24 protein-coding genes and 3 tRNA genes are annotated in these 25,621 nt (G+C 59.9%); 18 read left to right on the forward strand and 9 right to left on the reverse strand.

Annotation, left to right across the window (positions count from 1 at the left end; genetic code table 11):
- Positions 1-49: 49 nt before the first annotated feature.
- Both GFM02_RS12320 and GFM02_RS12325 read left to right on the forward strand, forming a co-directional pair.
- Positions 50-271, forward strand: a complete 222-nt coding sequence (locus GFM02_RS12320; protein WP_168321802.1) for a DUF1127 domain-containing protein — start codon at positions 50-52, stop codon at positions 269-271.
- Positions 272-367: 96 nt separating this feature from the next.
- A complete protein-coding gene (locus GFM02_RS12325; RefSeq protein WP_168262977.1) occupies positions 368-1,201 on the forward strand; it encodes an enoyl-CoA hydratase in 834 nt (277 codons plus the stop codon).
- Here GFM02_RS12325 and GFM02_RS12330 read toward each other — a convergent pair whose 3' ends face one another.
- Positions 1,202-2,038, reverse strand: a complete 837-nt coding sequence (locus GFM02_RS12330; RefSeq protein WP_168270440.1) for an EamA family transporter — start codon at positions 2,036-2,038, stop codon at positions 1,202-1,204.
- Positions 2,039-2,516: 478 nt separating this feature from the next.
- Positions 2,517-2,840, reverse strand: a complete 324-nt coding sequence (locus GFM02_RS12335; protein WP_131664238.1) for a hypothetical protein — start codon at positions 2,838-2,840, stop codon at positions 2,517-2,519.
- Between the two features lie 137 nt (positions 2,841-2,977).
- Between GFM02_RS12335 and GFM02_RS12340 the strand changes: the two genes are divergently transcribed.
- From GFM02_RS12340 to GFM02_RS12355, 4 genes are all read left to right on the forward strand, one after another.
- Positions 2,978-3,406, forward strand: a complete 429-nt coding sequence (locus GFM02_RS12340) for a CoA-binding protein (protein WP_168321803.1) — start codon at positions 2,978-2,980, stop codon at positions 3,404-3,406.
- Positions 3,407-3,523: 117 nt separating this feature from the next.
- Positions 3,524-4,807: an O-acetylhomoserine aminocarboxypropyltransferase gene (locus GFM02_RS12345; RefSeq protein WP_168321804.1), complete on the forward strand. Its 1,284-nt coding sequence runs from the start codon at positions 3,524-3,526 to the stop codon at positions 4,805-4,807.
- A 23-nt stretch (positions 4,808-4,830) separates the two neighbouring features.
- Positions 4,831-5,175, forward strand: a complete 345-nt coding sequence (locus GFM02_RS12350; protein WP_168321838.1) for a cupin domain-containing protein — start codon at positions 4,831-4,833, stop codon at positions 5,173-5,175.
- Positions 5,176-5,438: 263 nt separating this feature from the next.
- A complete protein-coding gene (locus GFM02_RS12355; protein WP_168321805.1) occupies positions 5,439-7,568 on the forward strand; it encodes a putative bifunctional diguanylate cyclase/phosphodiesterase in 2,130 nt (709 codons plus the stop codon).
- A 148-nt stretch (positions 7,569-7,716) separates the two neighbouring features.
- Here the strand turns inward: GFM02_RS12355 and GFM02_RS12360 are convergent, their stop codons facing one another.
- Positions 7,717-8,961, reverse strand: a complete 1,245-nt coding sequence (locus GFM02_RS12360; RefSeq protein WP_168262982.1) for a cytochrome P450 — start codon at positions 8,959-8,961, stop codon at positions 7,717-7,719.
- A gap of 62 nt (positions 8,962-9,023) precedes the next feature.
- The gene (locus tag GFM02_RS12365; RefSeq protein ID WP_205930282.1) at positions 9,024-10,439 is read right to left on the reverse strand and encodes a sensor domain-containing diguanylate cyclase; all 1,416 of its coding nucleotides are present in this window, start codon (positions 10,437-10,439) and stop codon (positions 9,024-9,026) included.
- A 274-nt stretch (positions 10,440-10,713) separates the two neighbouring features.
- On the opposite strand from GFM02_RS12365, the gene clpP reads away from it, so the two are divergent.
- From clpP to GFM02_RS12390, 5 genes are all read left to right on the forward strand, one after another.
- Positions 10,714-11,349: an ATP-dependent Clp endopeptidase proteolytic subunit ClpP gene (gene clpP, locus GFM02_RS12370; RefSeq protein ID WP_017959926.1), complete on the forward strand. Its 636-nt coding sequence runs from the start codon at positions 10,714-10,716 to the stop codon at positions 11,347-11,349.
- 295 nt (positions 11,350-11,644) lie between these two features.
- On the forward strand, positions 11,645-12,922 hold the full coding sequence (gene clpX / locus GFM02_RS12375; protein ID WP_003547337.1) for an ATP-dependent Clp protease ATP-binding subunit ClpX: 1,278 nt from the start codon (positions 11,645-11,647) through the stop codon (positions 12,920-12,922).
- 404 nt (positions 12,923-13,326) lie between these two features.
- Positions 13,327-15,744: an endopeptidase La gene (gene lon / locus GFM02_RS12380; protein WP_020049480.1), complete on the forward strand. Its 2,418-nt coding sequence runs from the start codon at positions 13,327-13,329 to the stop codon at positions 15,742-15,744.
- A gap of 206 nt (positions 15,745-15,950) precedes the next feature.
- The gene (gene hupB, locus GFM02_RS12385; RefSeq protein WP_003547346.1) at positions 15,951-16,226 is read left to right on the forward strand and encodes a DNA-binding protein HupB; all 276 of its coding nucleotides are present in this window, start codon (positions 15,951-15,953) and stop codon (positions 16,224-16,226) included.
- Positions 16,227-16,520: 294 nt separating this feature from the next.
- Positions 16,521-18,731: an esterase-like activity of phytase family protein gene (locus tag GFM02_RS12390; RefSeq protein ID WP_205930283.1), complete on the forward strand. Its 2,211-nt coding sequence runs from the start codon at positions 16,521-16,523 to the stop codon at positions 18,729-18,731.
- A 183-nt stretch (positions 18,732-18,914) separates the two neighbouring features.
- Here the strand turns inward: GFM02_RS12390 and GFM02_RS12395 are convergent, their stop codons facing one another.
- Positions 18,915-19,901, reverse strand: coding sequence for an aldo/keto reductase (locus tag GFM02_RS12395; protein WP_168321807.1), 987 nt, complete (start codon positions 19,899-19,901; stop codon positions 18,915-18,917).
- A 236-nt stretch (positions 19,902-20,137) separates the two neighbouring features.
- Between GFM02_RS12395 and GFM02_RS12400 the strand changes: the two genes are divergently transcribed.
- Positions 20,138-20,533 carry a (R)-mandelonitrile lyase gene (locus GFM02_RS12400; RefSeq protein WP_246764358.1) on the forward strand — a complete coding sequence of 132 codons (396 nt, stop codon included), beginning with the start codon at positions 20,138-20,140 and terminating at the stop codon, positions 20,531-20,533.
- Between the two features lie 6 nt (positions 20,534-20,539).
- Here the strand turns inward: GFM02_RS12400 and GFM02_RS12405 are convergent, their stop codons facing one another.
- Complete coding sequence (locus tag GFM02_RS12405) at positions 20,540-21,145, reverse strand: class I SAM-dependent methyltransferase (RefSeq protein WP_020049484.1); 606 nt, start codon at positions 21,143-21,145, stop codon at positions 20,540-20,542.
- Between the two features lie 165 nt (positions 21,146-21,310).
- Here GFM02_RS12405 and GFM02_RS12410 point away from each other — a divergent pair, with 165 nt between their 5' ends.
- Positions 21,311-21,664 carry a hypothetical protein gene (locus GFM02_RS12410; RefSeq protein ID WP_017993619.1) on the forward strand — a complete coding sequence of 118 codons (354 nt, stop codon included), beginning with the start codon at positions 21,311-21,313 and terminating at the stop codon, positions 21,662-21,664.
- Positions 21,665-21,796: 132 nt separating this feature from the next.
- The gene (locus GFM02_RS12415) at positions 21,797-22,345 is read left to right on the forward strand and encodes a glutathione peroxidase (RefSeq protein WP_168321808.1); all 549 of its coding nucleotides are present in this window, start codon (positions 21,797-21,799) and stop codon (positions 22,343-22,345) included.
- A 111-nt stretch (positions 22,346-22,456) separates the two neighbouring features.
- On the opposite strand, the gene GFM02_RS35555 is transcribed toward GFM02_RS12415, so the two are convergent.
- The 3 genes from GFM02_RS35555 to GFM02_RS12430 all read right to left on the reverse strand — a co-directional run bounded on the left by GFM02_RS35555 (position 22,457) and on the right by GFM02_RS12430 (position 23,786).
- Complete coding sequence (locus GFM02_RS35555) at positions 22,457-22,669, reverse strand: hypothetical protein (RefSeq protein ID WP_131664227.1); 213 nt, start codon at positions 22,667-22,669, stop codon at positions 22,457-22,459.
- A 541-nt stretch (positions 22,670-23,210) separates the two neighbouring features.
- The gene (locus GFM02_RS12425) at positions 23,211-23,609 is read right to left on the reverse strand and encodes a hypothetical protein (RefSeq protein ID WP_168321809.1); all 399 of its coding nucleotides are present in this window, start codon (positions 23,607-23,609) and stop codon (positions 23,211-23,213) included.
- A 101-nt stretch (positions 23,610-23,710) separates the two neighbouring features.
- Positions 23,711-23,786, reverse strand: a tRNA-Val gene (locus tag GFM02_RS12430).
- Between the two features lie 404 nt (positions 23,787-24,190).
- On the opposite strand from GFM02_RS12430, the gene GFM02_RS12435 reads away from it, so the two are divergent.
- From GFM02_RS12435 to GFM02_RS12450, 4 genes are all read left to right on the forward strand, one after another.
- Positions 24,191-24,267: transfer RNA gene (locus GFM02_RS12435), tRNA-Asp, on the forward strand.
- An 84-nt stretch (positions 24,268-24,351) separates the two neighbouring features.
- A tRNA-Asp gene (locus GFM02_RS12440) sits at positions 24,352-24,428 on the forward strand.
- A gap of 246 nt (positions 24,429-24,674) precedes the next feature.
- Entirely contained in the window at positions 24,675-25,040 is a 366-nt protein-coding gene (locus GFM02_RS12445) for an NADH-quinone oxidoreductase subunit A (protein ID WP_010055493.1), read from the forward strand.
- Positions 25,031-25,615 carry a NuoB/complex I 20 kDa subunit family protein gene (locus GFM02_RS12450; protein WP_003578567.1) on the forward strand — a complete coding sequence of 195 codons (585 nt, stop codon included), beginning with the start codon at positions 25,031-25,033 and terminating at the stop codon, positions 25,613-25,615. Before GFM02_RS12445 ends, GFM02_RS12450 begins: the two co-directional genes overlap by 10 nt.
- Positions 25,616-25,621 lie beyond the last annotated feature (6 nt).

Genomic DNA, 25,621 nt, shown 5'->3' on the forward strand with positions numbered 1-25,621 from the left:
CGCGGCATCTTCCAGTGCATCTTTCATCCGTTGAAGAAAGGAAGAAGAGATGGCCCTGGAATTAAGCGGGATCCTTGACACACCCCGCGATACGAAACTTCACGGCATGGCGCGCTGGAGCCTGCGGCTGCTGATGACGATCGAACATCACCTCGAAAAGCGCCGCAGCCGCCGCACGCTTTTGGAACTTACCGACGACGAGCTTTGCGATGTCGGTCTGACCCGTGCGCAGGCGAGGGCAGAAACATCGAAGTCGTGGTTCTGGTCCTGACGGCAGCGGCCTCTGCGGGGAGTGCGGATCCTGCTCGAAATTTCCGGCGCCCTGTGGCAAAACGTCTGCCTGGAATCGAGCGCAGGGAGCAGCATCATGGCAGAAATCGTATCCTTCCGGAAGGACGCCGCCGGAGCGGAAGAGGGCAGCTTGCTGACTCGCTCGCTGCGCGACGGCGTGCTGCGGCTCGTGCTCAACAACCCACCGGCCAATGTGCTTTCGATCGCACTTCTCGAAGCGCTGATGCAAGAACTCGAGACGGCCGGGGCGGAGCCGGATGTGCGCGTCGTCGTCATCGCCTCGACTGGCAACGTCTTTTCCGCGGGACATGATCTGAAAGAGCTGACGGCCCATCGCGCCGATGAAGATCAGGGTGCCGGTTTCTTCGAAAAGACCTTCCGGCTCGCTGCCGATCTGATGCTGAAGATCGCGCATCTGCCGAAGCCCGTCATTGCCGAGGTCGACGGGCTTGCAACGGCTGCAGGTTGCCAGCTCGTTGCCTCCTGCGATCTGGCGATCTGCACGGACAGTTCGACATTCTGCACCCCGGGCGTCAACATCGGCCTGTTCTGTTCGACGCCGATGGTGGCCGTTTCCCGTGCCGCGCACCGCAAACAGGCGATGGAGATGCTGCTGACCGGCGAGACGATCGACGCCTCGACTGCCAAGGATTTCGGCCTCGTCAACCGTATCGTGCCGAAGCAGTATCTGGCTCAGGTGGTTTCCAAATATGCGGCAGTGATCGCCAGCAAGTCGCCGCTGACGCTGAAGATCGGCAAGGAAGCCTTCCACCGGCAGCTCGAACTGCCCGTGGAGGCGGCATATGATTATACCGCCAGGGTGATGGTCGAGAACATGCTGACTGAGGATGCGCAGGAAGGGATCGACGCGTTCCTTGGCAAGCGCAATGCCGAATGGACAGGTGAGTGATCACGCCAGTTTCAGAAGCAACCCGCCGATCGCGATGACGACGCCGGCGACGTAGCGCCAGATGCTGGCTTTTTCCTTGAAGACGGTGATCGAGATCACCAGCGCAAAGAGGATCGCGGTTTCGCGCAAGGCTGCGACGGTCGCGACGGGGGCCTTCGTCATCGCCCAGAGTGCCAGCCCGTAGGAAGCGATCGAGCCGGCGCCGCCGATAAGGCCGCGCCACCAGTTGCGGCGAACGTGACGCACCACGGCGAAAGCGCCGCGCTGGGACGCTGCCCAGGAAAACAGCAGCACCGGCGGCAGCAGCGACATCCACAAAGTGTAGGAAACCGCATTGCCGGAGATGCGCGCGCCGATTCCGTCGACATAGGTGTAGCTGGCGATGACGCAGGCATTGGCAAGCGAGAGGACGACGGCGCGGCTGCTGCCACGCCGCGCCTCCAGGGCGAGTGTCAGCACGCCGGCCGAGATCGTCATCGTGCCGGCAAGGGCGCCGCCGGAAAGATTTTCCTTCAGGATGAAACCGCTTGTCGCGGCGATCAGGAGCGGTGCGCAGCCACGCATCAGCGGATAGACGAGGCCGATGTCGCCGGCCCGGTAGGCGGCGGCGACCAGCTGAAAATAGGCAAATTGCAGGATGGCGGAGGCACCGATGAACGGCCAGGCCGAGGCGTGCGGCAACGGCAGGAATGGCAGGAATGGCAGTGCCGAAACCGCGCCGCCGGCCGAGATCAGCGCCGCATCGAGGGATTTATCATTCCCCGCCTTGATGATGGCGTTCCATGTCGCGTGCAGCAGTGCGCCGAAGAGAACAAGCAGGATAACGTCGAGAGGCAAGGGAGTAATCCGGATAGGATGAGAGGAAGCGGCAATACGCCTCGCCTTCGGCGTTTCAAATTCCTGAAAAGACAACTACGATTTGCACGAAAATTCGCGGCAGCGGTCGCTTATGCGTTCATATGTCGAATAGCATCCTTACGGTATGTGGACAATGGCGGCCCATTTTAGCAATTTTTACGTGCGCGCGACATGCGTTCAATCCACGGCCCTCCTTTCAACTATGAGATGTTTCTAATGGATGCAGGAACAAAGCACGAAACTCTCAAGAACAAAAATAGAAAACATCTCCAGGAGTCCGGGAGCGGATTATTCTATGCTGCTGAAATATAGATATTATTCTATAACTTCGATATAGGAGAAAATTAAAGCTTCTGATTGTGCAATCGCTACGAAATCGCAGCGCGGGATTGATCCTCAAACCTTTCGCAAGCGCGAAAGGCGTACGGTTCCTGCGTACCGTATGACGGCGAAAACATCAGAGCTGATGATGCGGAACGAAGAGCATCCCGTCAAGGTTGTCGATGTTCTGGCAGTTCAGAACTCGGCAGCGAGGAGTGTCTTTCGAAGGGATATATGTCCATTCCGCATAATCGGTCGCGTCGCAATAATTGCTGTTGCGGACATAGCGATCGTAGAGCGGCAAGCCACGGGGAGACTGGTAGCGGAAGATGACGGCGCCCTGATTGTGGATGGCGGCGCGCACGCTGGCACAGCTCATGGTGAGCGGATTGTAGCGCGAGATCGCCAGCGCCGGCGATGCGGCGAGCACGAGCATGAGGGCAAGAGCGATTTTTTTCATCGAATCATCCTCAAGGAGTATCCAGTTCATATATACGGGCCAGTTCATATATACGGGAAAGACACGCAGCCGGTTTCACGGAAACACAAAAAACAAGCCGGCCGTGCCGAAGGGCTTTCGGGAGTGGAGAAGCGGACATGAATCACGACGCCTATACGGATGATTACCTCGCCAGCATCCTGCATTCGGTAAAGACCATCGCGCTGACCGGCGCTTCGCCCAATCCGGCCCGGCCGAGCAACGGCGTCATGGGCTATCTGCTGTCGCGCGGCTACGAGGTCATTCCTGTCAATCCGGGGCAAGCCGGCAAACTGATCCAGGGCCGCACCGTTTATGCCCGGCTTGCCGACATTCCCGTGCCGATCGACATGGTCGACGTCTTTCGCGCTTCCGAATATCTGGGTGGGGTCGTCGAGGAGGCGCTGGCGCTGAGGCCGCTGCCGAAGATCATCTGGTCTCAACTTGGTGTGCGCGACGATGCGGCTGCGGCAAAGGCGGAGGCCGCCGGCATCCAGGTGGTGATGAACCGCTGCCCGGCGATCGAGTATCCTCGTCTTATTGCCTGAGTTGCGATCCCTTGAGACGGATTTTCCACCGAACGCCCGTGGGTTGAAATGGATCGCGATTAACTTTCGCAAGCGACCGGCTATGATCCTGCCCGTCAGCAACAACTGGAGGACGACATGGCCAAGAACGATCCGGGATTCAACACGTTGGCGATCCATGCCGGTGCGCAGCCCGACCCTGCGACGGGCGCGCGGATAACGCCGATCTACCAGACGACCGCTTTCGTCTTCAATGATTCCGATCATGCCGCCGCCCTCTTCGGTCTGCAGGCCTTCGGCAACATCTACACCCGCATCATGAATCCGACGCAGGCCGTGCTCGAGGAGCGCGTCGCAGCGCTCGAGGGCGGCACGGCGGCCCTTGCCGTCGCCTCCGGCCATGCGGCGCAGATGATCGTCTTCCACACCATCATGCGCCCCGGCGAGAATTTCATCGCTGCCCGTCAGCTCTATGGCGGCTCGGTCAACCAGTTCGGCCATGCCTTCGAGAATTTTGGCTGGCAGGTGCGTTGGGCCGATGCCGCCGATCCGGCAAGCTTCGAAAATCAGATCGACGACAAGACGCGCGGCATCTTCCTCGAAAGCCTGGCCAATCCCGGCGGCACCTTCGTCGATGTCGCCGCCATTGCCGACGTCGCGCATCGCCACGGCCTGCCGCTGATCGTCGACAATACGATGGCAACACCCTATTTCATCCGCCCGATCGAGCACGGCGCCGACATCGTCGTGCATTCGCTGACGAAGTTTCTCGGCGGCCACGGCAATTCCATGGGCGGCCTCATCGTCGACGGCGGCACCTTCGACTGGTCGAAATCCGGCAATTACCCGATGTTGTCGAACCCGAGGCCGGAATATAACGGCATGGTCCTGCACGCGACTTTCGGCAATTTCGCCTTTGCGATCGCTGCCCGCGTGCTCGGCCTGCGCGACCTCGGGCCGGCGATCTCGCCCTTCAACGCCTTCCTGATCCTGACCGGCATCGAGACGCTGCCGCTTCGGATGCAGCGCCACAGCGACAATGCGATCGCCGTCGCGAAATGGCTGAAGGCGCACAGCAAGATCGCCTGGGTGAATTATGCCGGCCTCGACGACGACCCGAACCACGCCCTGCAGCAGCGCTACTCGCCGAAGGGCGCCGGCTCCGTCTTCACCTTCGGCGTCAAGGGCGGCTATGAGGCGGGCAAGACGCTGGTCGAGGGGCTGGAACTCTTCTCCCATCTTGCCAATATCGGCGACACCCGTTCGCTCGTCATCCATCCGGCCTCGACGACGCACCGGCAGTTGACCGACGAGCAGAGGATCGCCGCCGGCGCAGGCGCTGACGTGGTGCGCCTTTCCGTCGGCATCGAGGACGTCAAGGACATCATCGCCGATCTTGAACAGGCGCTCTCGAAGATCTGATATCAGAGGGATCTACGGTGACCATGACAAACTACATCACCTTCGACATCGATAGCGTCGAACCGGAATTCGGCGCCCCCGAAGCCGATCGGATTATCTCCGGCGATCCGCGTTTCCGTACCTGGAATCTGGAGGAGAGAGAAGGCGGCCTTTATTCCGGCATCTGGGAGGCGACGCCGGGCAAGTGGCGGATCGTCTACGAGGAATGGGAATATTTCAGCCTGCTGGCCGGCCATTCGATCGTGACGGAGGAGGGCGGTGAGCCGGTTCATCTGAAGGCGGGCGATCGGATGATCCTCAGACCCGGCTTCAAGGGAACATGGGAAGTCGTTGACACGACTCGCAAGGACTATGTGATCAAGGTTTGAGCGGCCAGCAAATGGGCGCGACGAAGCCCGGGCCTTTCCCGTTTTCGGCTTTGTTTTTGTCGTCGCGGTCGCAGCAATGATCCGAAACGGCAAGCCGGCAAACGGTGTTTTTGGCCCTTTGTCCCGGATTGAAAGCTTTTAACCAATCCCATTAATCGTGCCTACATCGACAAATGCTAAACCTTATCTGCAGCGCATTGCGGACATGATGTCTCCTGCCGTCACACAGACATGGCCTTGCAATTAATCTTTGCGGAATTTGCATGTCGTCGAATCTTGCAGGTAGGTACGTTCGGACCCAGACGTCTTCCATCATCGCGACAACGGTCTTCTTCCTTGTCGTTGCTCTCGTACTGACCGGCCTGATGGCACATGTCGTCGTCACGATGACCCGGTCGGCGAACGAGATCGATGATGCCAGGGCCAGTCGCGCCGCCCGCGCGGCAATCGGTGCGTTTGTGGGTCGCCTGAGCGCGACAACGACGGACAATGCCATATGGGACGATGCCTATAGTGCTGCCTCATCTTCGGCCGCCGCGGATTGGGCCTATGAGAATTGGGGAAAAACCAGCGAGGATTACGCGCTTTATGACGGCGCGATCGTGATCGGCCCTGACCGGTCTTCGATCGTCTCGGCCTATGCCAAAGGCAAGCCCTTCCAGCCGGGCACTTTTTTTGGCGACGTCTTTTATCAGCAGATCAATGCGGCAGCGGCTCCGGCGAGGGCGCCGGTGGTCAATTTCATCAAGACCGAAAGCGGTATAGCCCTGATCGCCTCGCAGGCGATCCAGCCTTTCGAAGACGCCCCCAAGCTTCCGAAGTTCAGTGTGCTGAGTTTCTACAAGGAGTTTACGTCGGAGGTTATCGATACGCTCTCGAACGAACATGAACTTGAAGGCTTGCGCCTTGAGACGATGCCGAAGCCGGAGGTCCTGAACACGCCGATCACCGACATGGAGGGGACCGTCATCGGCTATCTCGTCTGGCCCAGCAAAGCGCCGGGAAGCGCCGTGTTTCATCAGGTCTATCCTTATATCGCAGCCGCTATCGTCATCCTCGCGCTGTTTCTGATCGGCGTTCTGCTGGTTGGCGCTTCCGAAGCGCGGCGCCTGCGCCAATTGGCGCAAGCAGCGATTTTCGAAGCCGACCACGATAGCCTGAGCGGCCTGTTGAACAGACATGGGCTTCTCAACCTGCTGGAAGAGCTGGAGAATTCGACCTCTTCGCCACATCGGCTTTATCTGGTCGACCTTGATGGCTTCAAGGCCGTCAACGACGCCTGGGGCCATGCGGTGGGGGACGATTTGATCCGGCTGGTCGCGAAGGCGCTGACCGCCTGCCACCCCGAAATCATTGCCGCGGCGCGGCTGGGGGGCGACGAATTTGCGCTGGTGCACGTCGGTTCTACCACATGCGGAGAGATGGAAAAGACGATTCTGGCGCTGTTTGCCGAGCCCTTCAAAATCGACGGCCGAACGATCGAAGTTGGCGCAAGCATCGGAGCTGCTGCTCGTAGCGGCGACGTCCAGCCATTGGAGCTTCTCCGCAGAGCGGACATGGCCCTCTATCGTGCCAAGGCAAATGGCAAAGGTCAGGCGATCGAATACGACCCCGAATTGGACCGGGAACGCCAACGGGTCGCCGAACTGGAAGGCCTGTTGAAGAATGCCATCAGCAGTGGCGCAATCGAAGCCGTTTTCCAACCTCTCGTCTCTGCTTCGACCGGCGCTGTGACCGGTCTTGAAGCGCTGGCGCGCTGGCGAACTGCAACCGGAAATATCAGCCCGGAGATTTTCATCCCTCTTGCCGAGAGATGCGGCCTCATCGACGCGCTCGGCGTTCATATGCTGAGGACATCGATCGAGCATGCCGAGAGCTGGCCCGATCTGGCATTGTCGGTGAACGTTTCGCCAATCCAGCTCTGCAATCCGGAATTTGCCGCCGAAGTGATCTCGGTCCTGCAGGAGCTTGATTTTAATCCCAACCGCCTGACATTGGAAATCACCGAAGGCGTTCTGATGACAAATCCGGATCAGGCCCGGCGGTCGATAGACCAGCTCAAACGTGTCGGCATAAAGTTCGCGCTTGATGACTTTGGCTGCGGCTACGCCAGCATCGGTGCATTGCGGCAGTTCGGGTTTGATCGCATGAAGATCGACCGCTCGCTGGTGTCCGCTCTCGATGTAACCGCAAATGGCGCCGATATTCTTCGGGCAACCATCTCCCTGGCGACTGCTCTGCAGATTCCCGTTACCGCCGAAGGTATTGAGAATAGCCGTCAGGCGGCGATCTTGCGAGACGCCGGCTGCGACCAGCTTCAAGGGTATCTGCTCGGAAAACCCATGTCGGCATGCGACATATCCAGCAGGCTGCGAGAAGAGTCGGCCGCATGATCTCGTAAAGATCGTGGCATAGGCTCGGTATTGACGGATCGTTACCGGCGGCGACCGTATTTTCCGTTGGATAGTTTTCGGCTGTGGCCTGCTTTTCTAGTGGCTCTGCTCGCCGGCATTCCAGACATTGCCCAGCTCAGAGGACGGATCACCACTGCAGATCCAGCCGATCCAGCCCGTGGAAATGGTAGACGTCCTTGACCACGGGTGTCTTTGCCAGCCTCAGGCCCGCCAGCCGTTCGAACAGGATCGGCAGCACGAGGTTGAGCTCCAGCCGTGCCAACGGCGCGCCGATGCAAAAATGGATGCCGGCGCCGAAGGAGAGGTTTGCCGCCTCGTTGCGGTCGGGCTTGAAGGTGAGGGGATCGGTGAATTTTGCCGGGTCGAGATTGGCGGCGGCGAGGATGAGGCTAACCTTGTCGCCGCGCTTGAAGGAGACGCCGTCGATTTCGGCAGGCTCCAGGGCCCAGCGCTGGAAGATGTGGACCGGCGCGCAGATGCGCAGGGTTTCCTCGACGGTGCGCTCCGTCGTTGCCTCGTCCCGGAAGAGTTCCGCCGGATCGCAGCCGCTATCGAGAATGGTGCGCACGGAGTTGCCGATCTGGTGCACGGTCGCCTCATGCCCGGCATTGAGCAGCACGATCGTCGTCGAGACGAGCTCCTCCACGGTCAGATACTGGCCCTTATGCTCGGTATGGATCATGTGGGTCAGCAGGTCGTCGCGCGGTTCGGCACGGCGTTCCGTGATGACCGTCCTGATGTAGTCGGAAAAGTCCTTGGCCGCCCGTTCGGCCTCATCCTCCTGCTCGCGCGTACGGCCGAACATGTACATGCGGACATAGGCGTGCGACCAGGCGAGCAGCTGCGGCCCCATCTCCTCGGGAATGCCGATCATCCGCGCGATCATCGTCACCGGGATGATATCGGCAAAGGCCGAGAGCAACTCGACCTCACGCTTCTCCGCGAAGCCGTCGATCAGCCGGTTGGCGAGTTCGGCGAGCTCCGGCTTCATCTTCTCGACATGACGGGACACGAAGGCGCGGTTGACGAGCGTGCGCAGCCGCGTGTGCTCCGGCGGTTCGAGTTCGAGCAGGGAATAGCGCTCCGAGAGATCGAAACTGGCAAGATGCGGCATCGGCTCGGCAAGGCCGAGCTCCTCGCGGCTGGCGATATGCAGGATCTGCCGGCCGAAGCGCCGGTCGCGCAGCAGGCCGTTCACATGGTCGTAGCCCGTGAAGAACCACTGCTTCTGCTCGCTCCAATAGAAGGTCGGGCAATGGGCATGAAGTGCGGCATAGACGGCATTCGGGTTGCCGTAGAAGGCCGGGTTGCGACTATCAAGCGAGACATGACGGTTGGCGCGGTCGATCGAGAGAAAGGATGGGATCATCATGCCCCGAGCCTTATCGGATTTGCCGGACCTCGGAAAGATGCGGGGGCAGGGATGATCTCGGACTACCCGGCCCGTGACAGGGTACCCATGCGTCGCAGCGCCTCGACCTGGTCGTCGACCGTCGGCACGAGTTCACCGGCGGTGCTGCTCGGCGTGGCCGGTGCAGGGGCTGCGGCCTCTGCTTCGCCGAAGATGACCGTGCAGTTGCGGCCGGCGGCCTTCGCCGCATAGAGCGCCCGGTCAGCGGCCGAGATCAGTTTGTCGATATTGGCTTCGATCGAGGAGGCGAGCGCAATGCCGATGCTGACCGTGACCGGAACGATCGCTTCGCCGGTACTGACGGGAAGACGGCAGAATTCTGTACGGATCGCTTCGGCGATCGCCTCGGCTTCCGTCTGATCCGTGACCGCGGCAAAGGCGGCGAATTCCTCGCCGCCCATGCGGCCGAAGATGTTGTTTGGAATATACTGGCGGGCCATGCGCGCGAAGGCGGTCAGCACGGCATCGCCGGACTGGTGGCCGTAACGGTCGTTGACGCGCTTGAAATGGTCGAGATCGAAGAGAATGACCGCGACCTGGCGCTGCTCGTTATGAGCTCTTTCCTGGATGCCGTCGAAATAGCCGAGCAGGCCGCGGCGGTTGAGCACGCCGGTCAGCGAGTCGGTCAGGGTGAGCGCACGTAGGTGTCGTTCGGAGCGCTCCATGATCAGCCGGCAGGTGAACGCGAAAGCGATGGTCAGCAGGAAGGCGGTGGCCATGGCGGAAGCGCCGCCGAGATTTGTCGCCTCGACATCGCTTGGCATCGTCAGCGTCATCGTCAGGGCCGAGCCGAAGCACAGGCAGCCCTGGAGGACGAACACACCCATCAGCTTGATGCGGGTCCGCTCGCGGCGCATGTCGCCGGCGGCGACCGCCATGGCGAGTGCCGTCGCACCCGTCGCCGAAGCAAGGTTGTAGAGCACCACCCGGTTTGAATAATCGCTGTTGACCCAGGGCAGGAAGACACCGGCGAGCCAGATTGCCGGCGGCAGTAGCGCCCACCACTCGATCCGCTTGCGGTCGAGTGCCAAAAAACCGGCCACCCAGGCGCTCTGGCCGAGCAGGGCGATGGCATTGCCCGCCTCTACTGAAAGCAGGCTGGGGATTTCGCCGCGCAGCGCGACCATCGCGAAGCCGATGCCGGTCAGCAGGAAGCCCAGGCCCCAATAGAGATAGGCCTCGTTCCTGATGTTGTGGCGCCAGGCGACGAACAGCACCAAAGCGAGCGTCATGGCCTCTGAACACCAGATGGCGAGACCTGTAGCGATATTGAACACGGCAGCAACCCCTTGTCTGTCAGGTTGCATCCTTGCCGAGGAAGCTCGCCACTTCCTTAATGTCGCTGCGCCGCGGCATTGTTTCAGGCCGATATCTGCCGGTAGGCTTTCCGTTGGGTAAACGTGTATGAGCACGGTCGAATAGAGTAAGCCTTCCTTCATCCTGTCTTGGAGAAAAGCCGGGGGAGACCGTAGCAAGGGCTCGCCGTTAACAGGCGTTTGGGGGAAAGAGGCTCAATGCATGTCGCCCGGAAGTGTGCAGCGGTTCCGGGATAACGACATGCATGAAAAGAAGGAGCTTAGCCGCCTTGCCCCGCCTTCTTAACGTTATCCGCATGCGTGTCTTGAAGAGGAGGGCCGGGACACTCTATGTAGGGGTAAGAGATTTTTCTTTGATTCCCGGCGCCGGCCGGCGAGACGTTGACAAAGGACGCACATGAGAAACCCAGTCGATACCGCAATGGCCCTCGTTCCGATGGTCGTGGAACAGACCAACCGCGGTGAACGCTCCTACGACATTTATTCCCGCCTGCTAAAGGAACGCATCATCTTCCTGACAGGTGCTGTCGAGGACCATATGGCGACGCTCGTCTGCGCCCAGCTGCTCTTCCTCGAGGCGGAAAACCCGAAGAAGGAAATCGCCCTCTACATCAATTCGCCCGGTGGCGTCGTCACCGCCGGCATGGCGATCTACGATACGATGCAGTTCATCAAGCCCGCGGTTTCGACGCTCTGCATCGGCCAGGCCGCGTCCATGGGCTCGCTGCTTCTCGCAGCCGGCCATAAGGACATGCGCTTTGCGACGCCGAATTCCCGCATCATGGTGCACCAGCCCTCGGGCGGCTTCCAGGGCCAGGCTTCGGACATCGAGCGTCATGCCCGCGACATCCTCAAGATGAAGCGCCGCCTGAACGAGGTCTACGTCAAGCACACGGGCCGGACCTATGAGGAAGTTGAAAAGACGCTCGATCGTGACCATTTCATGGATGCGGACGAAGCCCAGAGCTGGGGCGTGATCGACAAGGTTCTGACGTCGCGCCTCGAAATGGAAGGCGAGCAGGCTAGTAATTAATAGGGATGGTGTTTTCCTCGCCACAGTTCTATCCCATTTGTGATCGAACAAGGGCTTTCATCCGGCGACGAAGACGCTAATAGTAACTATTAATGCTATGTGAATTTTTATGACATAGCATTCGGCATTCGAAGGGGAATTCGTTGCCGCCGGGGCCACGACATGATTGGCTGGGCCCGGTTTGTAGCCCCTGAAGCCCTTCTCGGCAAAGGCTCCGGAAACGGAGTGCCGCCAGGAGCTGATAGAGTGGACCGCGATTTCGCCTTGAAATGCGGCGTGCTGGAAGGAAAATGATATGAGCAAGGTCAGCGGCAGCAACGGCGGCGACTCCAAGAACACTCTTTATTGTTCGTTCTGCGGAAAGAGCCAGCACGAAGTCCGGAAACTGATTGCCGGACCGACCGTCTTCATCTGCGATGAATGCGTCGAATTGTGCATGGACATCATCCGTGAGGAAAACAAGTCCTCGATGGTCAAGTCCCGCGATGGCGTCCCGACGCCCCAGGACATCATCAAGGTCCTCGACGAATATGTCATCGGTCAGCGGCAGGCGAAGAAGATCCTGTCGGTTGCCGTTCACAACCATTACAAGCGCCTGGCGCACGCCTCCAAGAACGGCGAAGTCGAGCTGGCGAAGTCGAACATCATGCTCGTCGGTCCGACCGGCTGCGGCAAAACTTATCTTGCCCAGACGCTTGCCCGCATCATCGACGTTCCCTTCACCATGGCTGATGCGACGACGCTGACCGAGGCCGGTTATGTCGGCGAGGATGTCGAAAACATCATCCTGAAGCTGCTGCAGTCGGCCGACTACAACGTCGAACGTGCGCAGCGCGGCATCGTCTACATCGACGAAGTCGACAAGATTTCGCGCAAGTCCGACAACCCGTCGATTACCCGTGACGTCTCGGGCGAGGGCGTGCAGCAGGCGCTGCTGAAGATCATGGAAGGCACGGTCGCTTCCGTTCCGCCGCAGGGCGGCCGCAAGCACCCGCAGCAGGAATTCCTGCAGGTCGACACGACGAACATCCTGTTTATCTGCGGCGGCGCTTTTGCCGGCCTCGACAAGATCATCTCTGCCCGTGGCGAGAAGACCTCGATCGGCTTTGGCGCTAGCGTCAAGTCGCAGGATGACCGCCGCGTCGGCGAGGTTCTGCGCGAACTGGAGCCTGAAGATCTGGTCAAGTTCGGCCTGATCCCTGAGTTCATCGGCCGCTTGCCGGTTCTGGCGACGCTCGAGGACCTCGATGAGGACGCGCTGATCCAGATCCTGTCCGAGCCGAAAAACGCGCTGATCAAGCAGTATCAGCGCCTGTTCGAGATGGAAGACGTGGAACTGAACTTCCACGAGGACGCTCTTCGCGAAATCGCCCGCAAGGCGATCGTGCGCAAGACCGGCGCCCGCGGCCTTCGCTCGATCATGGAGAAGATCCTGCTCGACACGATGTTCGAACTGCCGACGCTGGAAGGCGTGCGCGAGGTCGTCATCTCCGAGGAAGTGGTGCGCGGTTCGGCCCGTCCGCTTTACATCTATGCCGATCGCCAGGAAGAAAAAGCCAACGCTTCGGCATGACCTTTGCTGCTTTCGCGTGATTATTTTGGGGGCTTGCCATAGGCAGGCCCCTTTCTATTTGAAAAACCATGCGAGGCGCTGTTAGTATTTGCCCGTGGGAACCGAAATTGCCTTTGCCGATGTTGCGCAAGGGATCGTGCTTGGCAATGATGCAATGATTCCGTAAGCCTCTTGCTGGCGTTTGTATTTTAGCCGGGTCGGAAGTGGTAAGCGCCGGTCCAGCCACGCGCTTCATAGTGTTGGCGTTCCGTTGTAATAAAGCTGTCACATCCGAGGGACGCGGGCGTTTGCGTGGCTTGAAAAGCGTAGTCAGAACCTCCACTTGTAGCAACAAGTGAGTGTGCCGGCCGGTCCCAAGCGGCCGTGCAGAGAGCCCGGCAACGGGACGATGGAAAGGACATAAAATGACGAAGAAAACGTCTGTAGCGAGCAGCACTGCCTACCCTGTTCTGCCCCTGCGCGACATCGTGGTTTTCCCGCATATGATCGTGCCGCTGTTCGTCGGACGGGAAAAGTCGATCCGTGCGCTCGAAGAGGTCATGGGTTCCGACAAGCAGATCATGCTGGTGACGCAGATCAACGCCAGCGATGACGATCCGGATCCTTCCGCGATCCACAATGTCGGCACCGTGGCGAACGTGCTGCAGCTCTTGAAGCTGCCCGACGGCACCGTGAAGGTTCTGGTCGAAGGCCGCGCCCGCGCCGAGATCGATACCTATACCAGCCGCGAGGATTTCTATGAGGCGCTCGGCCATGTGCTCGAGGAGCCGCATGACGATCCGGTCGAACTGGAAGCCTTGTCGCGTTCGGTCGTTTCCGAATTCGAGAGCTACGTGAAGCTCAACAAGAAGATTTCGCCCGAAGTGGTTGGCGCCGCCAGCCAGATCGACGACTATTCCAAGCTCGCCGATACGGTCGCCTCGCATCTGTCGATCAAGATCACCGAGAAGCAGGAGATGCTGGAGACCACCAGTGTCAAACAGCGCCTCGAAAAGGCCCTCGGCTTCATGGAAGGCGAGATCTCGGTGCTGCAGGTCGAAAAGCGCATCCGCTCGCGCGTCAAGCGCCAGATGGAGAAGACTCAGCGCGAGTATTACCTCAATGAACAGATGAAGGCGATCCAGAAGGAACTCGGCGACGGCGAGGAAGGCCGCGACGAGATGAGCGAACTGGAAGAGCGCATCTCCAAGACCAAGCTGTCCAAGGAAGCCCGTGAAAAGGCCGATGCGGAGCTGAAGAAGCTACGCCAGATGAGCCCGATGTCGGCGGAAGCCACCGTCGTGCGCAATTATCTGGACTGGCTGCTCGGCATTCCCTGGGGCAAGAAGTCGAAGGTCAAGGCCGATCTCAACAATGCCGAGAAGATCCTCGAAGCCGATCACTTCGGTCTCGACAAGGTCAAGGAGCGCATCGTCGAATATCTGGCCGTGCAGGCCCGCGCCACCAAGATCAAGGGCCCGATCCTCTGCCTCGTCGGCCCTCCGGGCGTCGGCAAGACTTCGCTCGCCCAGTCGATCGCCAAGGCGACCGGCCGTGAGTATGTCCGTATGGCGCTTGGCGGCGTTCGTGACGAAGCCGAAATCCGCGGTCACCGCCGCACCTATATCGGCTCGATGCCTGGCAAGGTCATCCAGTCGATGAAGAAGGCGAAGAAGTCCAACCCGCTGTTCCTGCTCGACGAGATCGACAAGCTCGGCCAGGACTATCGCGGCGATCCGTCTTCGGCTCTGCTCGAAGTGCTCGATCCGGCGCAGAACATGACCTTCATGGATCACTATCTGGAAGTCGAATACGACCTGTCGGATGTGATGTTCATCACGACGGCGAATACGCTGAACATTCCAGCGCCTCTGATGGACCGCATGGAGATCATCCGTATCGCCGGCTACACCGAGGATGAAAAGCGCGAGATCGCCAAGCGGCACCTGTTGCCGAAGGCCATCAAGGAACATGCGTTGCAGCCGGAAGAATTCTCGGTCAGCGACGACGCCCTGATGTCGATCAGCCAGCAGTACACCCGCGAAGCCGGCGTCCGCAACTTCGAACGCGAATTGATGAAACTCGCCCGCAAGGCGGTCACCGAGATCATCAAGGGCAAGACGAAGGCCGTTCACGTGACGGCTGCCAACATCTCCGACTACCTGGGCGTCCCGCGCTTCCGCCATGGCGAAGCCGAGGGCGAGGATCAGGTCGGCGTCGTGACCGGTCTTGCCTGGACGGAAGTCGGCGGCGAGCTGCTGACCATCGAAGGCGTGATGATGCCTGGCAAGGGCCGCATGACGGTCACCGGCAATCTGAAGGAAGTCATGAAGGAATCGATCTCGGCAGCGGCCTCCTATGTCCGCTCGCGCGCTGTCGATTTCGGCATCGAGCCGCCGCGCTTCGACAAGAGCGACATCCACGTGCACGTGCCGGAAGGCGCGACGCCGAAGGATGGCCCCTCGGCCGGCGTCGCCATGGCAACCGCGATCGTCTCGATCATGACCGGGATCCCGGTGGACAGGCATGTGGCCATGACCGGTGAAATCACCCTTCGCGGCCGTGTGCTGCCGATCGGCGGTCTCAAGGAAAAGCTGCTCGCAGCGCTTCGCGGCGGCATCAAGAAGGTGCTGATTCCGGAGGAAAACGCCAAGGACCTGGCGGAGATTCCTGATAACGTGAAGAACAACATGGAGATCATCCCGGTATCCCGCATGGGCGAGGTGATCAAGCATGCACTGATCCGGCGGCCGGAGCCGATCGAATGGGACGGCACGGTGGAAACGCCGGTCATCGCAACGGTCGAAGGCCTCGATGAGACAGGCGCAACCATAGCGCATTGAGTGGCCTTTGCCACATTTATGCCCAATTGGGACAAAACACGGAAAAAGGCTGGCGGAAACGCCAGCCTTTTTTGTGAAAACGTCATGTAGACGCTTGCTTTTCCTTGATTTGCAGGGCTTTTGGGTTTTCGGCGGGCCTGATGAAACCTATTCTGCGCCTAGCTTACTTTTGAGTCGTTTCATACCATTTAGAAAGGGGTGGAAACATGAACAAGAATGAACTCGTGTCCGCAGTAGCCGAAAAGGCAGGACTGACGAAGTCTGACGCGGCTTCCGCTGTTGACGCGGTTTTCGACGTTGTCCAGGCTGAACTCAAGAACAAGGGCGACATTCGTCTCGCGGGTTTCGGCAGCTTCACCGTTTCTCATCGTGCCGCATCGAAGGGCCGTAACCCGTCGACGGGCGCTGAAGTCGACATTCCGGCTCGCAACGTGCCGAAATTCACGCCCGGCAAGGGCCTGAAGGACGCCGTCAACGGCTGATCTGATATTATCCACCAGCCGGAAACGAGACCGGTTGTGCAGGATTTGAGAGGGGTTCGGCTTTGCCGAGCCCCTTTTGCTTTAGTGCGTAATGCCGAAAAGTGTGAGCGGTTTTCGGACGACATCGTGCTCTGCTTTTTTTGATTTAGATCCGGATGATTTTGGGCCGATCATGCGAAACGAGATGCGCCGGGAGCGCAAACCAGTCTGACGTGATCAGGTGCAAAATGCCGCATCTGTCATGCCTCTGTCATACCGCGCGCGCAGAAAACTCCTGTTTCGAATGTTCGACACATGGGGGATTTCATGACAATTTCATCGCGCAAGGCAGCGCTTGCTGCCGTGCTTCTCGCATCCGTCGCTTTTCCGGCCGCGGCCGAACCAGTTTTCAACCGCATCGCCTCCTTCCCGGTTGCGGCGAACCTGCCGGCCGACAAGGACAAGCTGTCGGTGAGCTCCGCCGAAATCATCACCGCGACCGACGACGGCAACACGCTGATCTATAGCGACAGCCCGCTCGGCGCGATCGGCTTTATCGACATTACCGATGCCAAGGCCCCGAAGGCCGGCGGCGCGCTGATGATGGACGGCGAGCCGACCTCGGTCACCTCGAGCGCCGGCAAGGCGCTCGTTGCCGTCAACACCTCCGAAAGCAAGGCCAAGCCCTCCGGCCGTCTCGCGATCGTCGACGTGGCGACCAAGAAGATCGAAAACACGTGCGATCTCGGCGGTCAGCCGGATTCGATCGCCCTCAACAAGGACAAGACGCTCGGCACCATCGCAATCGAAAACGAGCGCGACGAAGACGTCAATGACGGCAAGATCCCGCAGATGCCGGCCGGCGACCTCGTCGTCTTCCAGGTCAAGAACGGCACCGTCGATTGCGCCACCATCAAGCACGTAGCGCTGACCGGGCTTGCCGGCGTCGCCCCGGAGGATCCGGAGCCGGAATTCGTCGCCTTCAACAGCCTGAACGAGATTGCCCTGACGCTGCAGGAAAATAACGAGATCGTCATCATCGACGCCAACACGGCTGAAGTGAAGACGCATTTCTCCGCCGGCAGCGTCGATCTCACCGGTATCGACACCAAGCGTGACGGCGCCCTGAAATTCTCAGGCGAAGCCAAAGGCGTGCTGCGCGAACCCGACGCCGTGAAGTGGCTGGACGACAACCGCCTCGTCGTCGCCAACGAAGGCGACTACCAGGGCGGCTCACGTGGTTTCACCATCTTCGACAAGACGGGCAAGCTTCTCTACGAATCGGGCGCATCCTTCGAACGCGCCGTCGCCCATATCGGCCACTATCCGGAAAGCCGCTCGGGATCGAAGGGCGTCGAGCCGGAAGGCCTCGAAGCCGCCGAGTTCGGCGACATCAAGTATTTCTTCCTGCTCGCCGAGCGCGCCTCGGTCGTCGGCGTCTATAAGGATACCGGCGCCGATCCCGAACTCGTCCAGTTGCTGCCATCAGGCATTTCGCCGGAAGGCGTGATCGCCATTCCCACCCGCAATCTCTTTGCGACCGCCAACGAGGTCGATCTCGGCAAGGACGGCGGTACGCGTTCGCATGTGATGATCTACGAGCGCTCGGAAGGCGAGAAGGCCTATCCGCAGATCGTTTCCGCCGAAAAAGACGGCAATCCGATCGGCTTTGCAGCTCTTTCGGGTCTCGCCGCGGTTCCCGGCAAGCCGGGCATGCTCTACGCCGTTAGCGACAGCGTTCTGGGCTCGCAGCCGACGATCTACACGATCGATGCCAGCAAGAAGCCGGCCGTCATCGTCGACGCCCTCGTCGTCAAGCGTGACGGCGCCCCGGCCCAGAAGCTCGACATCGAAGGCATCGCGGTTGCCGCCGATGGCTCCTTCTGGCTCGCCTCGGAAGGCTACAGTGAGCGTCTCGTCCCGCACGCGCTCTACAACGTCAATGCCAAGGGCGACATCAAGGCCGAGATCGCCCTGCCGAAGGAGCTCGTCGCCAACGAAATCCGCTACGGCTTCGAAGGCGTGACCATTGTCGGCACCGGCGACGACACCACGCTCTGGATGGCGGTCCAGCGCGAGTGGAGCGACGACGAGAAGGGCTTCGTCAAGCTCGTCTCCTACAATCCGAAGAAGAAGGAATGGGGTGCCGTTCGCTATCCGCTCGACAAGACGGAAAGCGGCTGGGTCGGTCTGTCGGAAATCTCGGCTCAGGGCGACAGCGTCTACATCATCGAGCGCGACAACCTCGTCGGCGATGCCGCCAGGCTGAAGAAGCTTTACAAGGTCGCGATATCGGACCTGAAGCCTGCCAAGCTCGGCGGCGCGCTGCCGGTCGTCAAGAAGACCGAAGCGCATGACTTCCTCGGCGAGCTGAAGTCTGCCACCAACGGCTATGTGCTGGACAAGCTCGAAGGCTTCACCTTCGACGCGTCGGGCAAGCCCTACGCGGTCACCGACAATGACGGCGTCAGCGACTCCTCCGGCGAGACCCTGTTCTTCGCGGTCGAGCTGAGCGCGACAAACTGAAAGCCGCCCCTCACCCTAGCCCTCTCCCTGTAAAAAACGGGGAGAGGGGACGTGCCATGCGAAAGCTCGGCGTGGGACGGCGAGGTCGCGGCTCAGTCCCTTCGCCCCGCGAGCGGGGAGAAGGTGGCGGCAGCAGGATGAGGGGCCATCTGGCCTCCCCAGCAAAGAACCAGCGTTCCATCCCTACCAGCGCTGATGCACATGCGGCGCGATCAGCCGCTCGTAGATCTCGCGCGTTGCCGCCATGACATCGGCTGACAGCGGCGCAAGGTCGGCGGCAGCCGCGTTGGCCCTGGCCTGCTCGGCATTGCGGGCGCCGGGGATGACGACGGTGACGGCATCGCTCATCAGGATCCAGCGGAGCGCGAAGGCGGCCATGGTGGCGCCTTCGGGTACCAGCTTGCGCACCTCTTCCACCGCCTGCAGGCCGACCTCGAAGGGAACGCCGGCAAAGGTCTCGCCGACATCGAAGGCTTCGCCGTTGCGGTTGAAATTGCGGTGGTCGTCGCTGGCAAAATGTGTGTCCCGGGTGATTTTGCCGGAGAGAAGACCGCTGGCGAGCGGCACACGGGCGATGATCGCCACATTCCTGCGGCGTGCTTCCTGGAAGAACAGGTGATCGGGGCGCTGGCGGAAAATGTTGTAGATGATCTGGATACTGACGACGCCGGGATATTCGATCGCCTTCAGCCCGTCTTCGACCTTTTCGACGCTGACGCCGTAGCCCTTGATCTTGCCGGCCTTCTGCAGCACGTTCAGGCCCTCGAAGACCTCAGGCTGGTAAAGCACGTCGCGCGGCGGGCAGTGCAGTTGCACGAGGTCCAGACTGTCGACGGCAAGATTCGTCAGGCTGCGGTCGACAAAGCCTTCAAGATTAGCCTTGGTGTAGCCTTCGGCGACATGCGGGTTGAGGCGGCGGCCGACCTTGGTGGCAACCATCGGCCGTTCGTCGCCACGCGTCTTCAGCACGTCGGCAATGATCTTTTCCGAGCGGCCGTCGCCATAGACATCCGCCGTATCGATGAATGTCATGCCGGCATCGAGCGCGGCATTCAACGCCGCGCGTCCGTCCGCCTCGCTGATATCGCCCCAGGAGCCGCCGATCTGCCATGCGCCGAAGCCGACATTGGTGACGGTGAAGGGCATCCGGCCGAAAGCATGGTGTTTCATTAAAAAATCCTCCCTACTGCATGTCGCCCGGACGTGTGCGGGACAACGACATGCATAAAAACAAAGAGCCAAAGCGTGTCGCGTGATTCAAGCAAGATGCGACGCGCTGATGAAAAACGATGGCACTATCAGCCGGGTGACTTTGCGGCAATTGTCGATCCGGCTTTGATTGGTCGCTCCGATGAAATATCGTTCTGCTACAAGGCTTCAACCGCATGGATGGAAAAGGAAAGATCATGGAGATCAAACCCGTCGGCTCTCGCCCCTCGACGAAGCCACCGGCCGACTATTTCACCGGTGCCGTTCGCCAGGATGCACTGATGGAAACGCCGGCACCCGCACGGGCGAGGGCGGTCTCGGTCACCTTCGAACCCGGTGCCCGCACCGCCTGGCATACGCATCCGCTCGGCCAGACGCTGATCGTTACATCGGGCAAGGGCCTCGCCCAGAGCTGGGGCGGGGACATCCGCGAGATCCGCGCCGGCGATACCGTCTGGTTCGCGCCGGGCGAAAAACATTGGCACGGTGCTGCCCCGGATACGGCGATGACACACATCGCCATTCATGAGGCGCTGGACGGCAGCCACGTCGACTGGATGGAAAAGGTCAGCGACGAGCAATATTCCGGCTAGGCGTAATCAGAGCCGCTTCAGGCAATAGGAAAAATGCGCGTGCGATTCGACCGTCAGGAACTCGAATTGCCAGCCGTAATCCTTGCAGAACTTGGTGACCGCCTCGACGACGCCATAGACGATCGGCTTGACCGTATTGCCGGTGCAGAAATCATGCCCGGCGATACGCCCCGTCCGCTTCACCTTCTTTTCGCAGAGCAGGAGTTCCTGCCAGGTGAGCTCGAAGGAATGGTCTGTATCGATATAGGCCCAGTCGAGGAAATCGTCCGCGAATTCGGCAAGCTTCTCGAGCGATGTGCCTTGCATCAGATGCAGCCGGCCGGCCTCGATCTCGGCCGCGAAATTCGTGTGGATCGCATCGAGTCCGGAGCTATAGCGATCCATCGACCAGGGATCGATGAGGTAGAGCTGCGCCGGGCGGTTCTTTTCGAGGATCTCCGCCGTATATTCGCCGAAGGCTGCTCCGACCTCGACGCCGATGCCGCCGTTCGGGATCCGATAAAGCAATTCGCCGCGATCCGGCAGCAGCCGGGCGTTTTCCATATGATGGGCGCTGAGCGGGGTGCGCGGCATGCTCGCCCGGAGCGCCTGCCTTTCTTCACGTGTCTTCATTTCTGATCTCGGGATTGCGGGCGACCGACGGCCCTGATGCGGTTTGACGGGAAGGTAGGAGCAGCCGGCACCGATGACAACCGCATGACAGGAATTTGCTTCTTTCGAACAAACCGCTAAGTTCCATCTGTGAACTGACGAAAAAGCCTCGGGAGGAGCGATTTCATGAAACGCATGTGGCCTGAAGAATTCAACGCCATCATCAGCGGAGCTGAGGAGGTGATGTTGGAAACACCAGCCGAGGCCGGCGAAGCGCCGCTGCAGCGCAAGGCGCTGAAGGCGCGAATCACCATGCAGGATTACGAGCGGATCTGGCCGCTCGCCGAGATGCGCTTCCGGCTTGGCGAAAGAGATGGCAAGGCCATCACGCTGATCACCACCAATCCCCATTACCACGCCTGGCACCCGAAGGACGGCGGCAGCGTCGATTCCGTGTCGGACAGTGGCCGCCATTACAAGACGGATTATCTCGTCGTGCACTTCCTGCTCGACGATGTGAAGGAAACGTCTCCCGCCTGAGGTGCTGAGGCCCGGTGCGGCCAGAAGCCGCACCGGCGTCCTGTGGAAGCCAAGTTGATCCCGACGCTGATGACAAGGGCGGCGATATCGCTAAGCTTGGCGATACATATCCTTACGAAATTGGAGGTTCCTGTGACGGGCAATGTGCTGGATATCCCGGTCAAGACTGTGGATGGTCGTGAGACCACGCTCAACGAATACAAGGGCAGGGTGATTCTGATCGTCAACGTCGCCTCGAAATGCGGGCTAACCCCGCAGTATGACGGGCTGGAAAAGCTCTATGGAGAAAAGCGCGAGCGCGGCTTCGTCATTGCCGCCTTTCCCGCCAACGACTTCAAGGGCCAGGAGCCCGGCACCGACGCCGAGATCCTCGATTTCTGCACCAGCACCTATGACGTCACCTTCCCGATCTTCTCGAAGATCTCGGTCAAGGGCGAGGCCCAGCACCCGCTTTACCGGCAGCTGACCAAGTCGGGTGCCGCGACGACGGGCGACGGCCCGATGCGCGAACGTCTGAAATCCCACGGCATGACAGGCGGCGATGAGGACGACATCCTCTGGAACTTCGAAAAATTCCTAATCGGCCGCGACGGCAAAGTCGCCGCCCGATTCGCGCCCGATGTGACGGCCGACGATTCGCGGCTGGTTTCCGCTGTGGAGAAAGAATTGGCGAAGGGATGAATGGTGGTCGATGAGCACCCACCAGACAGCGGTATGCTCATTACCCCGATCGCGCTTCCACATCTGAGCGGAGAAAATGAGAAAAGCGCATCAGGCGCTGTTCCAAGATCCTCAGATCCCAAGCACGGTCACAAGCGGGGGCGTAAAGTTCTTGAAGCCCACTCTCGGCCAGTCGCACCTCTTGTCGAATTTCGTCTTTGGTTCGTGGCGCTGGCATGTCGGGTTCGTCTTGAATGCATATCCGGGCAGGGTGACATACCTTGCACTTGGTGTGCAAAGGGCAATCGCGATGCACAGCGTCAATGCGGAGCGCAGGGTCCTCATGGCACACCTCCAGGCGTGATGAACCTTCAAGCGCGGAGGCTTTCCGGGCGACGAATACTCCCACTTTTGCCGGCCCCTATCCATTCGCCCAATAGGAGGTGGCGCGGCGGCCGGGAGTAGTCCGTTTGGTGGAGCGCTGGCTTTCAGGCGGGGGCCGCACGTGAACCTGCCGGCGTGACGCCTTGCTGCGCTGGAACGTGTTGCCGAACGCTGCCTCGATTCGAGGCCGACAGTCTCTGCAGATATAGATGCCCCGTGTGGGAGCTAACCCGTCGCGAGGGCTTCGTAAGAGGCGACGCATAGCGCTTGTGCCAGCGTTAGCCACTGTCAGTGCCTTTCACGGCATCTGTGTTTCCGGAGGTGGGCGCGGGCAAAGCGAGCCCCCACCAAGCCTCTAGCTCGTCATCAGAGAGCTTGCCCGCAAAGCCGTCGCGGAAGCGTCTGGATTACGCTGAGGACAAAAAACTGGTGAAGGCAGGAAATGGCAGACGACGAGCGGCCTCCAAACGACGAGGCATGCTCCATCGCCCCGATCACGAGGTCACATCTGCGTCAGAGAAAATGAGAAGGCACATCGGGCGCCGCTCATAAATGAAACCCGGTTTTGGAAAAACGAAAATGTATATTCATCGCCACTTTGACCGCTGTCTCTGAAAGACGCGGGGAATCGGCTGATTGTGCTTAAGACGCCGCGCTGGCTGGTTTTCTTGATTTCCAGGCTGCAGGCCAAATTGTCTGCATCGACCGAAAAATTGATCGGCAGATCTGACGGCATTCTCAGGAAATAGGTCCTGGCTTCACGGGCCGGGGTTTCTCCCGAGGTCGTGATCGTCTGGTCTCCGACAGACAGGAAAACCTCTTGCGCCGGCTCTTTGGCAATCGACGGTGGCGCAGCCACGCTGGCGAGAAGCAGCGCAGAGATTTTGATAGCGATTTTCATGAGGTGTCTCCTGACGAAACACCTTGCGCAGATCGTGATCGGATTAGCGAGCTAAATCCGGAAGCCGATATCTGTGGGGAGGCAGCGGGAAATTTTAGAAATGGTGGGCGATGACGGACTCGAACCGCCGACATCCTCGGTGTAAACGAGGCGCTCTACCAACTGAGCTAATCGCCCATCGCAAACGAAGCCGGATCGGCCTGCCGCGTTGGTGGCCGTGATCTATGCGGATCGCGGCAAAACCGCAAGAGTGTTTGTGAAGATTTTTTGATTTTTTTGGTGGTGGTCCCTTGTCTTGCAATGCCGCTCAGGCTCGCCTCGGCTGTGGAAAGGCGAGGGAAGGGCGGCGGGCATCTTCGTTTCGAAGGCACTACGTCTGCGCCTGAGCATCGCTGCGGAAGACGGAAGTGCCGACTTTTGTTCGTCTGGCATCCAACCCACCGAAACAATTCGCAGACTGTCACGGTTTTGTCTCCAAACCTGCTTGACACTAAAAGGCGAACCCCGTAGTTAGCCGCTCATCGAAACGGGCAGCCGTTTTGGAGAGGGTGCTAGGGCATCCGGACTGCTTGAAATGAATTGCGGGTGTAGCTCAGTTGGTTAGAGTGCCGGCCTGTCACGCCGGAGGTCGCGGGTTCGAGCCCCGTCACTCGCGCCATTTCAAGTCTTGTAAAACGCAAATGCGATTTGTCGTTTGTCCGGTTCTCTTCATCCTCGCGGTCGCAAAATGGCCGATCAATGCGCGGGTGTAGCTCAGTCGGTTAGAGTGCCGGCCTGTCACGCCGGAGGTCGCGGGTTCGAGCCCCGTCACTCGCGCCATTTCTCCCGAAAGCCATGCAGTTTCCAGTGGTCAGCCATGCGCGCTGAAGCGGCTTGCGCGGATTTGTCGCGACATCATTGCATGTGCTTGATAGGGTCCCTCGGATACTGGTCGAATTGCTTCTGTAAAAGTCTTGCGCCGGGGCTCTGGCTGCGCTAACCACGGCTTGTTGCAACGCACGTTCGCTTGCCGGGCATTTGCCCAAATGCGCCGTCTGGCGCCTCCGGCAAGCAGGGATGAACATGATGACTGAACTGCTCAGTTCCTATATTCCGATCGCTATCTTCATTGCTATTGCGCTCGTCATCGGCCTGGCGCTGCTCATCGCGCCGTTCGCTGTGGCTTTCAAAGCGCCTGATTCGGAAAAGCTTTCGGCTTACGAATGCGGCTTCAACGCTTTCGACGACGCCCGCATGAAGTTCGACATCCGCTTCTACCTCGTGTCGATCCTCTTCATCATCTTCGACCTCGAAGTCGCCTTCCTCTTCCCGTGGGCCGTCTCCTTCGGCGCCATCGGCTGGTTCGGCTTCTGGTCCATGATGGTCTTCCTTCTCGTGCTGACCATCGGCTTTATCTATGAATGGAAGAAGGGAGCCCTGGAATGGGAGTAGCCCCTGTGAGCAATCAGCCGCTTGTTGCCCAGCAGCCGAAGGGGATTATCGATCCCTCGACCGGCAAGCCGATCGGCAGTAACGACGCCTTCTTCGGCGAGATCAACAATGAGCTTGCCGACAAGGGTTTTCTCGTCACCTCGACCGATGAGCTGATCAACTGGGCCCGCACGGGCTCGCTGATGTGGATGACCTTCGGTCTTGCCTGCTGCGCTGTCGAAATGATGCAGCTGTCGATGCCGCGTTATGACGTCGAGCGCTTCGGCTTTGCGCCGCGCGCCTCGCCGCGCCAGTCCGACGTGATGATCGTCGCCGGCACGCTGACCAACAAGATGGCGCCGGCGCTGCGCAAGGTCTACGACCAGATGCCCGAGCCGCGTTATGTCATCTCGATGGGCTCCTGCGCCAATGGCGGCGGCTATTATCACTATTCCTATTCGGTGGTGCGCGGCTGTGACCGCATCGTGCCGATCGACATCTACGTGCCGGGCTGTCCCCCCACGGCAGAGGCGCTGCTTTACGGCGTGCTTCTGCTGCAGAAGAAGATCCGGCGTACCGGCACGATCGAACGCTAAGGGTTA

It is taken from the genome of Rhizobium leguminosarum bv. viciae (assembly GCF_012276115.1).
GTDB classification, from domain to species: domain Bacteria; phylum Pseudomonadota; class Alphaproteobacteria; order Rhizobiales; family Rhizobiaceae; genus Rhizobium; species Rhizobium leguminosarum_T.